The organism is Olleya sp. 1-3 (assembly GCF_002836085.1).
Lineage (GTDB): Bacteria > Bacteroidota > Bacteroidia > Flavobacteriales > Flavobacteriaceae > Olleya > Olleya namhaensis.
In genome coordinates, this window is sequence record NZ_PJBW01000047.1 from 1 (window position 1) to 273 (window position 273).

A 273-nucleotide genomic window follows, 5' to 3' on the forward strand; every position below is an offset into this window, starting at 1 on the left:
GGTAATACTTCAATGTATACAGTAGCTGTATCACATGCTTGTGGGTTACCATCATCACAGATTGTGTATGTGAAAGTGTCCTCACCAGTAAATCCAGCGTTAGGAGTATAAGTATAGTTACCAGCAGCATCAATAGTTACTGTTCCGTTAGCAGGATCAGTATTAGCAGTTACTGTTTGGTTATCACCTTCAAAATCTTCATCATTAGTTAATACATTACCAGTTACCGGTTGGTCTTGGAATGTATTATTAATATCTGCGATAGCATCAGTA

The 273-nt window shown here is 37.4% G+C and carries 1 protein-coding gene; it reads right to left on the minus strand.

All coding sequences use genetic code 11. From position 1 onward, the window contains the following. On the minus strand, positions 1–273 hold a 273-nt coding region (locus CXF54_RS13000), incomplete at both ends, for an Ig-like domain-containing protein (protein WP_198551075.1).